12 protein-coding genes are annotated in these 11,660 nt (G+C 41.0%); 5 read left to right on the top strand and 7 right to left on the bottom strand.

The window, feature by feature from the left end:
• Positions 1-5: 5 nt before the first annotated feature.
• The 7 genes from C3F34_RS03035 to C3F34_RS03065 all read right to left on the bottom strand — a co-directional run bounded on the left by C3F34_RS03035 (position 6) and on the right by C3F34_RS03065 (position 7,283).
• Entirely contained in the window at positions 6-2,291 is a 2,286-nt protein-coding gene (locus C3F34_RS03035; RefSeq protein WP_104441047.1) for a type I secretion system permease/ATPase, read from the bottom strand.
• Between the two features lie 87 nt (positions 2,292-2,378).
• Positions 2,379-3,635 (bottom strand): TolC family protein, encoded by a 1,257-nt coding sequence (locus C3F34_RS03040; RefSeq protein ID WP_158654329.1) that lies wholly within the window; start codon positions 3,633-3,635, stop codon positions 2,379-2,381.
• A gap of 627 nt (positions 3,636-4,262) precedes the next feature.
• Complete coding sequence (gene acpP / locus C3F34_RS03045; protein ID WP_016166057.1) at positions 4,263-4,499, bottom strand: acyl carrier protein; 237 nt, start codon at positions 4,497-4,499, stop codon at positions 4,263-4,265.
• An 87-nt stretch (positions 4,500-4,586) separates the two neighbouring features.
• Positions 4,587-5,321, bottom strand: coding sequence for a 3-oxoacyl-ACP reductase FabG (fabG, locus tag C3F34_RS03050; protein WP_016166058.1), 735 nt, complete (start codon positions 5,319-5,321; stop codon positions 4,587-4,589).
• Complete coding sequence (gene fabD / locus C3F34_RS03055; protein WP_044739334.1) at positions 5,318-6,304, bottom strand: ACP S-malonyltransferase; 987 nt, start codon at positions 6,302-6,304, stop codon at positions 5,318-5,320. Before fabD ends, fabG begins: the two co-directional genes overlap by 4 nt.
• Before the next feature lie 161 nt (positions 6,305-6,465).
• Positions 6,466-6,648, bottom strand: coding sequence for a 50S ribosomal protein L32 (gene rpmF / locus C3F34_RS03060; protein ID WP_004279227.1), 183 nt, complete (start codon positions 6,646-6,648; stop codon positions 6,466-6,468).
• A 77-nt stretch (positions 6,649-6,725) separates the two neighbouring features.
• The gene (locus C3F34_RS03065) at positions 6,726-7,283 is read right to left on the bottom strand and encodes a YceD family protein (protein WP_016166060.1); all 558 of its coding nucleotides are present in this window, start codon (positions 7,281-7,283) and stop codon (positions 6,726-6,728) included.
• A 97-nt stretch (positions 7,284-7,380) separates the two neighbouring features.
• On the opposite strand from C3F34_RS03065, the gene C3F34_RS03070 reads away from it, so the two are divergent.
• From C3F34_RS03070 to rluB, 5 genes are all read left to right on the top strand, one after another.
• Positions 7,381-8,043 carry an elongation factor P hydroxylase gene (locus C3F34_RS03070; protein WP_104441049.1) on the top strand — a complete coding sequence of 221 codons (663 nt, stop codon included), beginning with the start codon at positions 7,381-7,383 and terminating at the stop codon, positions 8,041-8,043.
• 77 nt (positions 8,044-8,120) lie between these two features.
• Positions 8,121-8,738 carry an L-threonylcarbamoyladenylate synthase gene (locus C3F34_RS03075; RefSeq protein ID WP_016166062.1) on the top strand — a complete coding sequence of 206 codons (618 nt, stop codon included), beginning with the start codon at positions 8,121-8,123 and terminating at the stop codon, positions 8,736-8,738.
• 342 nt (positions 8,739-9,080) lie between these two features.
• On the top strand, positions 9,081-9,872 hold the full coding sequence (locus C3F34_RS03080; protein ID WP_104441050.1) for a segregation and condensation protein A: 792 nt from the start codon (positions 9,081-9,083) through the stop codon (positions 9,870-9,872).
• Positions 9,869-10,453, top strand: coding sequence for an SMC-Scp complex subunit ScpB (scpB, locus tag C3F34_RS03085; protein WP_016166064.1), 585 nt, complete (start codon positions 9,869-9,871; stop codon positions 10,451-10,453). The genes C3F34_RS03080 and scpB overlap by 4 nt, the downstream gene beginning before the upstream one ends.
• 41 nt (positions 10,454-10,494) lie before the next feature.
• Entirely contained in the window at positions 10,495-11,601 is a 1,107-nt protein-coding gene (gene rluB, locus C3F34_RS03090) for a 23S rRNA pseudouridine(2605) synthase RluB (RefSeq protein ID WP_104441051.1), read from the top strand.
• Positions 11,602-11,660 lie beyond the last annotated feature (59 nt).

Consider the following 11,660-nt stretch of genomic DNA (forward strand, 5'->3'; position numbering starts at 1 on the left):
TACGACTACTCAACATTTATTTTTTCTAATTGCGTATTGTTCGTATGATTTTGTACAGATGAAGCATGATCTGGTTTGATCACGATGGTACGACCTTCCTTCTGCCCAATGGTTACTGTCGAACTTGATTGTCCTGTCGTAGCCGTAGAGTTTTGTGGTGTTGCTGATTTCACCTGCTCATTTAAAGCAAGTTTCTTCAAAACTTCATCTCGCGGGCCATCCATGACCACCTGACCTTGGTCAATCACCACAACACGACTCACAATACTCAGAACTTGAGTCCGATGCGTCACCACCAACAAAGTTTTGTCTTTACACCACTGATGTAATGCTGTCAGTGTTTGTCGTTCAGTTAACTGATCTAAACCATTGGTTGGCTCATCTAATAACACTACACGCGGAGAACGTAATGTTAATCGAGCCAAGGCTATAATTTGCTTCTGACCACCCGAAAGTCCTAAACCATCCTCACCTAAAGGCATATCCAAACCACGCGGATGATTTTGAATTAAGCTGTCCAGACCAAATCGTTTCAATGCCAATAACAACTCTTGATCTGTAGAAAAACCATCTTGTCGTGACAAATCCAAGTTTTCACGTAATGTCCCTAGGAACAGACGCGGGGCTTGCCCTAAAAATGCGACCTGATTGCGTAAATAATTTGGATCTAACTGACGTAAATCCACACCATCTAACGTGACATTCCCCTCTAATGGCTCAAACATACCGCTGGCGAGTTTTAACGTGGTGGTCTTACCACTGCCAATTTTCCCTAGTATTCCTACCTTTTCTCCAGGCACAATATTTAAATTCAATGCCTTAAGTGCTGGAGGAATATCTTGTTGATACTTAAAACTCACGTTTTGAAATTTAAGTTCGCCATTGACTTGATCTAAGCTGATGTATTGTCGATCTGGATGACGTTCAATTTTACGTTCAATAATGCTTTGCAGCCCTTGTAAACCAATTTTAGCTTGCTGAAAACGAATGGCTAAACTTGAGATTTGCGCTAAGGGTGCTAAGGCGCGCCCCGACAGAATCACTGAAGCCATTAAAGCCCCCATCGTAATTTTATGATTTGGGTCTGGACTATGAATTAAATAAGTTCCGACAATCACCAAAATCACTGTGTTTAATTGCTGAATGGCAACAGAAAAATTAACCACAAAATTACTCAAATCTCGAGTTTTAGTACTCGAAGCAGCCGTCCTAGCCGTATAATAATCCCACTTTTGCTGTGCCCAACTGGTTGCATTATTGGCTTTTAATGTTTCAACCCCTTCGATTGCTTCTACCGCCAAACCTTGACGTTGTGACGACTCTTTCATTGATTCATTGATATATCGTGCTAAAGGTCTTTGTGAAAGCAGACCAACCAACATCACGATTGGAATTAAAATTAAAGGAACGATTGCCAACGTTCCACCAATCATCCAAATCACGGTAATAAAGAGCAGAAGGAAAGGTAAATCGACTAATACCAACAAACTTGCACTGGTCATGAACTCTCTGACAGATTCAAATTCACGCAGGTTATTGGCATAAGAACCCGATGAAACAGGACGCTCCGCCAAATCCAAACTCATCACACGACGAAAAATGGCCGAACTGATAATTAAATCAGCTTTTTTACCAGCTATATCTGTCAAATGCCCACGGATCATTTTTGCAGCAAACTCAAAGCTAATCGCCAAGATTACGCCAATACTGAGCACCCAAAGGGTTTCATAAGATTTGTTCGGAATAACTCGGTCATAAACATTCATGACATACAGAGAACTGACCAATGCCAAAAAGTTAATAACAAATGTCGCTAAAATCACTTGCGAATAGTAAGCTCGAAAACGCCAAATGACTTTCCAAAACCATGCTTTAGGCAAGTGATATTCCGGTAACTCAGAACGTAAGTCGCTGGCCAGTTTTGGTTTAATAAACCAACTGTATCCCAAGTACAATGCTGATAGCTGCGAATGATCAATTCTTTGCTTTAAACCATCAATTTGTTGCAACTCATAAACCCGATCTGTCCCGCAGCCATGAATTTGAGTAATAACAGCGGCTTCATTTTGCTGCAAAACTATAACTACAGGCACAGCCAATGCAGGAATTTCATGTAGTGCTTTTTTACTTAACGTATTTTCAAAACCATGGCTTTTTAATACTTCAATCAAAGAAGGATAGTTGACATTTAAATTTTGGTCATGCGTCACCTGTGCCATCAAGGTAGCTACAGGTAAAGGGCTTCCCAACAGTCGGGTTACCAAAGCAATATGCTCTATTATGGATTTCATTCTCTTTATGTCATCCTATTCTAATAACTTGACCTTTAGGTCAATTACGCATGATCCACATCCGCTTTGGATCTGCAGTCTTTATTATTACTGCCTTGCCCAATTACTAATGTTGGCTTGAGCACGCAAATAAGCCAACGCTGCCATACGATAATCATTCTGTGCAGTCACATAAGCCATTTCGACCCCAGCCAATTCGTTATAGGCATTGAGCACATCTATCAGGCTTTTACGTGCAATTTTAAATTGCTTTTCGTTGTCACTGACCACCTTACGTGAGGCGAGAATTTGCTCCTGCGAAATATTCATTTTTTGCCGACTCTGAAACATATCAATTTCTGCAGTACGTGCCCGTTCTTCAATATCCCTTTGAATTTGATCAAGCCGTGCTTTTGCTGCTACAGCAGATTGCCCACTTTGTTCGACAGAATATTTCGCTCCCCGATTCAACAAATCCCATGACATATTCAGATACACTTGACGGTCTTCAGTAGTCACGTTCCCCTCCAAGTTAACACTTGGATAACGTTTTGCTTTACGGTACTTCACCTCAGAACGAATACTCTCAAGCTCGGCTTCCTGAGCCAAATAAGATGGGTGCTGTGTAACTTCGGTCAATTGATAACGCGATATAAATTCAGACGGCGCCAGACCAATAAATGGATCACTCAGCGCATCCTGATCAATCACTTCAGATGAATATTTTTTTAGATGACTCAGTGCAAAACCCAATTCACGCTGCAAGCTACTAATCGTGTGTTCTACCTGCATTTGACGAGCACGTGCTTGTGTGAGTTCAGAGCGGCGTCCTGCATCATATTGCACAATGACACTAATATCTTGCGTAAATTTATTGTGACGTTCCAAACTTCGCATCTGTACAGCAAGTGCTTCATGGACATTGAGTGCTTTCAAATATTCAGAACCGATGTCGTAGCCTAGCTCTTCCGCAGTCTCATCAATTTTCTGCTCAAAATACTCAGATTTTTTTTCATCACGATCTACCTGAGCAGTAATTGCACCAAATGAATAAAGGTTCAGACTGCCCTTAACCCCTGGTGTAAAATCTTCACTCACATAATCATATTGACTCTTATGAGATTGACCCAAAATTTGGTTGGCAGTCAAAGCCAAGGTTGGATAATGTAATGATTTTGACTCTTTTACTCTGCTTAATGCTGCTTCTTCATTTGCTTGTGCTTCCAACATCATTGGGTCTTGCTCCAAAGCTGTCTTTAACAACGTTTTTAATTGAACCGCATAAACTGAACTACTACATAATAATGTGACTAGTAAAGCAATTCTTTTATGCCAAGTCATTTCTTGCACTTTCTTATTTCGCATTCTCATATTTTTACTTTAGATATTTCTTATATCCACAGAACACTGTGGCTTATCTCTCACAGAGAATTTTAGCAATTAAATTCAATAATTTAACTACATTATTTCAAAGTACAATATAAATAAAATTATTAAGAAAATATTAATAATTAAAAGAATTTACAGAGATTTCTATGAGTAAATAAAATTTTAAAATCGATTTTGATTAATATTTTTAAATTAATCAGTATAAAAATGCGTACTGGTTAACTAAAATTAATATTTATTTATTTCATTATACATATATATATTCATTATTATTTATTTCCATCAATATCATTTTCCACAATTATTAAATAAAACTTAAAAACACATAAAACTGTACTTTAATATCTACATTATTTGTTACAAACAAACCAACTACAGCGCTCAACTTTAATACCAAGTACATCTCTGCTCTAATTTTAAGTCTTTTCATTATCTTATATTCATAAATTAAAATTAAATTTTAAGAAGCACGACCTCTATTTGTAAGTATATTCACTTGCCTAAAAATGCTTATAACATTACTTCCAAAAACTCAGTATATACAGACATTAAAAAAGCCACCTAAAAGGTGGCTTTTCTTTCAGCAGCGCTGAACATCAACAATTAACCAAGTTTCTTAGAAACATAGTCAATTGCAGATTGAACTGTAGTGATCTCGTTAGAATCTTCATCAGGAATAGTGATGTCGAAATCATTTTCGAAAGACATTACAAGTTCAACTAGGTCTAGAGAGTCCGCACCCAAGTCATCCATGAAAGATGCTTCGTTTTTGATCTCTTCTACTTTAAGACCCAATTGTTCTGCAACCGCTTGTTTAACGCGTTGTTCGATATCGCTCACAGGAATTCTCCTCATTGCTTGTGGCGTTTTTAAATGCCGTTAGTTTAATTGAAACTCTAATTTTTTGAAAGTTTATCCATCAGCTAATTAGCTCATGTATAAACCACCATTTACGTGTAAAACCGTACCTGTAATATAACTTGCCTTCTCAGAAGCCAAGAAACTTACAGCATTCGCGATATCTTGTGGTTCACCTAAGCGCTGAAGTGCCACTTGTTCGCTCATTTTTTTACGAATTTCTTCGCTTAACTGTTCTGTCATTTCTGTTGCAATGAAACCTGGTGCAACAGAATTCACAGTAATTTGGCGGCTACCCATTTCTTTTGCAAGGCTACGGCTGAACGCCTCAATCCCTGCTTTAGCAGCTGAATAGTTTGCCTGGCCTGGGTTTGCGAAATGCGCAACCACAGAACTGATATTAATAATTCGTCCAAAACGCGCTTTGGTCATGCCTTTAAGAACACGTTTTGATAAACGGTAAACTGCTTTTAGATGAATGTTCAGAATATCATCCCAGTCATCTTCAGACATACGCAACAATAAATTATCACGAGTAATCCCTGCATTATTTACAAGTGCAAGAACTGGACCATAATTTTGTTCGATATCTGTAACCAAAGCATCAATTGCAGTGCCATCACGCACGTCAAGCACTTTACCTGCACCATTTTCGCCAAATGCTGCTGATAATTTTTCCGCACCCGACTCAGAAGTCGCAGTACCCACTACAAAATAACCGTCTTGAATCAATTGTTGAGCGATGGCAGCACCAATCCCTCGACTTGCGCCTGTCACTAAAGCGACTTTGCGTTCTTGTGTCATGCAATTTTTCCTTCTGCCACTAAAATGGCATTCAGTGCATCCTCCATACGACCTTTCGTATCGATTGGGAATGCTTTTTCTATATTTGGCAAACGTTTCGCAAGATTGGCAAGCACATTACCAGGACCACACTCAACAATAAATTGAATACCCTGATCTTGCACAGACTGCATCGTCTTGGTCCATTGCACAGATTGGTACAATTGTGCAGTCAATGCCTGACGTAATTGCGCCACATCTGTCGCGATTTCCGCGTTGACATTTTGTATTACAGGAATGCTAGGTAGCTCAATGGCAGTTTGTTCCAAAGCAAGTGCGAATTGCTCGGCAGCCGGTTTCATCAACGAACAATGTGATGGTACAGACACAGGAAGCGCAATCGCTTTGCCTGATTGTTCTTTCGCAATTGCCATCACCGCTTCTACAGCAGCCTTCTCGCCTGCAATAACCACTTGGCCTTGTGCATTATAGTTTGCAGCCTCTACCGAACCCTGACCTTGTGCTGTGACTTCAGCACACAACTCAAGAACTTTGGCATCTTCTAGACCCAAAATCGCGGCCATTGCACCTTTGCCTTGAGGCACTGCATTTTGCATAAGCTTGCCACGCAAGTTTACCAACTTAACAGCATCACCCAATGACATTGCACCAGCGGCAACCAAAGCACTGTATTCACCCAATGAATGACCTGCGAGGTATTTAGGTGCAACACCACCCAACTCCAACCACACACGCCATAAAGCGATACTGGCTGTAAGCAATACAGGTTGTGTAAATTCAGTTTGGTCTAAGCCTTCACCGCTTTGGGCAATATGCCATAAATCAAAACCAAGGGCTTCAGAAGCTTCCGCGAACGTGTCACGAATACCACTAAACTGTTCAGCAAGTTCAGCCAGCATGCCAGCTTTTTGCGAACCTTGACCTGGAAACACAAATGCAGTTTTTGTTGCTTGAGCTGCTTGTTCGAGTGGTCTAGCAGACATATAAAAAATCCTTTATGTAGTCACTGCTCATTCATGGAGCGGAAATTTAACACTTAATTTTGTTTTTGGTAATTGCGAAATACAACAAAAATCGAAGGCAAAAAAAAGGGAGCTTACGCTCCCAATTTTTTCATTAAGCTCATCACTTAATGCTTCATCAATTATTCAGCAGACGCTTTAGCGAATAATTGACGACCACGGTAGATACCATCTTTAGATACGTGGTGACGACGGTGAGTCTCACCAGTAGCTTGGTCTACAGTTAATGCATTCTCAGTTAAAGCGTCATGTGAACGGCGCATGTCACGGCGAGAGCGACTTTTACGGTTTTGCTGAACGGCCATGATGGCTCCTTACAAATCGAAAAAATATGGATCAGAACAAATTCAGTTGTCTTATACAGAAGAGTATAACACAAAAATTAGTTAAGTTTACCCTTCAAACTTGCCAAAACATCAAACGGGTTATCCCGCTTTTCTTCAACAAGCTCTTCAATGGCAGGTTGGTGCTTATGTTCACAAGCATCATGCTTAGGAGACAAAGGCATCAACAATAACAATTCATCTTCTATCAGAGACAGTAAATCAGCCGTCGCAGGCGCATCATAGCTACCTTTCGTCGTTGCTTCACTTTCACCTAAGACGATGAAATCAGCATCCTCATCCAAGCGCTCTATCAGTGACTCATCATCCACTAGAGCTAGATGAAAATCTGAAACGAGTTCAATACTAACAGCGTCTAAACAACGCTGACATTCCATTGGAACAGTCGTTTCAACGTGACCATCTAACCATACAATGCGATGATACGCATCCATTGATAGCTTACAGTCTATGTTAATCAATTGATCATCAATTGATCCAACAGCTTCACGAGCGATACGAGCAAAGCGAGACAATGGCAGGGTACCTGACCATGTAAAGCCTTGTTCAGCCCATTTAAACGGCTCAATCTGTGCCGGAAAGGTATTTGCTGACATAATTAAGGCGGCAATTCTACAAATTCATCAGTACTCTGTCAAAGATTAAGATACAATTTTGTACTTATTTAGACAGACCATTTTGGGTAACACAGTCATGCATCTGTTGCAGCCGCAAACAGAAGTGAATAAAAAATCACTTGTTAGCACACTTTCAACTGTTCATTTTGACATTTCACCAGACCAAGTGCAACGTTTGGAATGGGCGAATTTACAGTCAGAAACTGAACAAGTTGACTGGCTCATCTTACACTTTAATTACTGGTTTTCCCACCTTAATGTGAATTTGATTCGCGGCGAAGACGAACCTGAATATTTTCCAGCAACAGAGCAACAGCCCGCGCGTATTCAATTTGCTCATGGTTTCTTTAATAGTGCTTTACATGAAATTAGCCATTGGACGATTGCTGGTGAACAACGTCGCTTACTCCCAGATTTAGGCTATTGGTATGCTCCCGATGGTCGTACACAAGAACAGCAAGCTTTATTTGAACAAGTAGAAATTAAACCACAAGCAATTGAATGGATGTTTGCCAAAGCCTTTGGTCGAAAATTCCGGGTCTCGCTCGATAACCTGACTGGTGAAGGGGGTGATGGTTCGACTTTTAAAGATAATGTATATGCACAAGTACAACGTTATTGTTCTGGAGAAGTGGTGCTACCACGAGATGCAAAATACTTTATTGACTGTATCTGTGCGTGTACAAGAAGTGGCAAAACATTACAAAGTGACGAGTTTCAACGCCAAATGCTGGACTAATTACAGAAATTCATCAAAGTTACATGACAACATGTTGTAATTTCAGCAGATAATATCTAAAAAATCAGGAGAAAAATATGTTGCACTTAAGAATACATCCTGATAATCCACAACCGCGCTTAATCAGTCAGGCAGTGGAACGTATTCGCGCGGGTGATGTGGTGGTTTATCCAACGGATGCTGCTTATGCGATTGGATGCCAGATCGGAAATAAGAATGCAATGGAACGAATTTCACAGATTCGTGGCTTAGGGCCAAAGCATCAGTACGCGATTATTTGTTCAGATTTATCCGACATTGCTACCTATGCCAAAGTCGATAATGCCATGTATCGTTTACTCAAAAATAATACCCCTGCCGTGACCACTTTCATTTTACCAGCCACCAGCGAAGTACCTAAACGCTTGATGCACCCCAAAAAGAAAACGATTGGTCTGCGCATTCCAAGCAACCCAATTTGTCAAATGCTACTGAAAGAATTAGGTGAACCTCTACTCACAAGTACCTTAATCTTACCTGGGAGTGCTGACCCGCTCGATGATCCCTATGAAATTGAGATGCAACTGGAAAAACGCATTGATGTATTTATTGATAGCGGCTTAGGTACCTTAAGCACCACCAGTATTGTGGATTTATCTGGAGACAGTCCTGTTGTCATTCGTAAAGGCGTAGGCGATGTCAGCGCTTTTGAATAAGTTGAACCATCAGGTGGCGAGTCTCAACTCAAGGCTCTCCCCTTGATCGAGTGATTCTGTTTTAAGCCTAATTATCTTATTTTATTGTTCTTTCATAAGCTTGCTCTCATCAATGCGAATAAAAGATAGCCTTGACGTTCATCACAAAAATAAATACTCAGTATTTATTTACCGCTTTTTTTGTTATTTGATTGGTCAAGTAATGTATTCATCACCGAATATGCATTACACTAAGGCCTATTAAAATTATGTATTTTTTAATCACCTCTACTTTCTCCCCTAAGTACTGATTCAAAAAGCACATAATCATGCCTTTGAAAATTCGCGTGGCCAATAACTGTAATGAATCAATCCGTCCATAATGCTATGGAAGAAACGCCGCACATCCGTGTTCTGGATGAATGGCAAGACTCCATCCCTGAGGATTTATATATTCCTCCTGCCGCATTTGAAATTCTCTTGGAGCATTTCGAAGGACCACTCGACTTTTTAATTTACCTGATTCAAAAAAATGGCTTCGACTTATTACAGTTAGACATTGCACCCATTGCAGCCCAATATCTTTCTTATATGGATGCCATGAAGTCATTAAATATTGAGCTGACTGCTGACTATATGGTGATGGCCGCTTTATTGGCAGATTTAAAATCTCGCTTGTTGCTGCCGAAACCCACCAGTATTGCTGTTGAAAAAGACCCCAAACAAGCGTTGATTGATCGCTTAGAAACTTATCTTCGTGTCAAAAAAGCAGCTGAACGCTTGGGGCAAATGAGCGTGCTTGAGCGTGATACATTCGAGACGAATGTGAGTCTGGGCGATGTCGCAGTCCGTCATGAAGGCTTTTCCGTCAATCTTTTGCATGATGCTTTGTTTTGCGTGTTTAACCGCCCAGAACCAGTAACCCACAAAATTGAGCAAGAACCCGTATTGCTTGAAGAGCGAATTGCATTTATTGAAGAAAAGCTGCAAGCAGGTGAAGTTCTCGATTTTATTGAACTACTCAAACCTAGTCAGGGGCGTATGGGCGTGGTTGTGACGTTTATGGCTGTACTGGAACTGACCCGTCAACAACGTATTCAAATTGTGGGTTCAGGCATAGAGGCGCCACTTAGTGTCCAAGGAGCACACGTATGAGTGAAGCTGATCTATTTTCTCAATCTGAAATTCAACATGAAGTGTTGATGCAACTGGAAGCTATTATTTTTGCGAGTGATGCACCAGTTTCTTTGGCACGTCTAAAAGAAGCCTTTCAAGATCAATACTCCAAGTCTGAACTTCGTCAATTGATACAACAATTAATGGTCTTACAACATGGTCGCTCTATTGAGCTGGTAGAAACTGCACAAGGTTTCCGTTTTCAAGTACGCGCCAAGTATCGTCAGATTATTAGTCAAACTTGGCCTGAGCGTCCAACCCGCTTGTCGCCTTCTCTGCTCGAAATCTTGGCGGTGGTGGCTTACCACCAACCCGTGACTCGTGCGGACATTGAACAAATTCGTGGAGTTTCTAATAATAGTCAAATATTAAGAACCCTATTTGACTGGAACTGGATTAAAGAATCTGGTTTTAGGGAACTCCCAGGAAGACCCGCGTTGTTGGTTACAACGCCACAGTTTTTAAATGCATTTGGCCTAACATCGATTGGTCAATTGCCTCCCCTACAGGATGCCAAGGAAGCTTTTATGGCTCTCGATGCGCAAGCACCGAAGTCATAAATAGGTGAACTGTTGATGATAATTTCTAAGGTTATGCTGTCATGAGTGAAAAATTGCAAAAGGTACTCGCACGAGTTGGTCTCGGCTCTCGCCGTTATATGGAAGAGGTCATTGCTGCTGGTCGTGTGAGTGTCAACGGTCGTGTTGCTCAAGTGGGCGAACGTATTGAGCCAGGCGATGAGCTTCGCATCGATGGTCGTAAAGTGCAGTTCCAAATTGAAGATGAAATTCGTCGTCGTGTTCTGATTTACTACAAGCCAGAAGGTGAAATTTGTTCACGTAATGACCCTGAACAACGCCCAACCGTATTTGATAACTTGCCTAGCATTACCAATGATCGTTGGGTTATGGTAGGTCGTCTAGATATTAACTCTACAGGCTTGTTGTTGTTCACAAATGATGGTGAACTTGCAAACCGCTTAATGCACCCATCGAATGAAATTGAGCGTGAATACGCTGTACGTGTTATGGGTGAAGTTACTCCACAAATCCGTAACAACATGCTGCGTGGCGTGGTGTTAGACGATGGCCCTGCAAAATTTGAATCATTCTCTGAAATTGGTGGTGACGGGATTAACCGTTGGTATCAAGTGGTGGTGAAAGAAGGGCGTAACCGTGAAGTTCGTCGTATTTTTGAATCTCAAGGCTTGAAAGTGAGTCGTCTATTACGTACTCGTTATGGCACTGTCATTTTACCACGTGAATTACGTACAGGCCGTTGGATGGAACTCGATAGAGCTGACATCGACAATTTAACTAAATCAGTTGAACTTAAGCCACGCCAAGGCACAGGTCTATTCGGTATGGCAAAACGCCGTACTGAACGTATGCAAGAAAAACCGATGGCAGCACGTCGTGGCGGTTTCTTACGTCAGCAACGTCGTGACAATGAAGATGAAGGTCAACAAGCAAAGCCAGCATTCAACCGTGAACGTCGTGAAAACCCAAATGGTCATACGCACCGCCGTCAGGACAATGCACAAACAGGTTATGCTCAACGTGAACCACGCCAAAACTCTGGTTATGCACAACGTGATAGCCGCCCAGAAAACTTTGGCAACAAAGGTTCATATGGCCAACGTGATACTCGTGATGAACCAGCTCCACGTAAGCCATTTGGCGTAAACAAAGGCTTTAAAAAGTTTTAATCATTCAAGTTGAAATTTGAGCCACTTTCAAGTGGCTCTTTTTATAGGTGATGGATGCA

It is taken from the genome of Acinetobacter sp. ACNIH2 (assembly GCF_002934965.1).
GTDB lineage: Bacteria > Pseudomonadota > Gammaproteobacteria > Pseudomonadales > Moraxellaceae > Acinetobacter > Acinetobacter tandoii.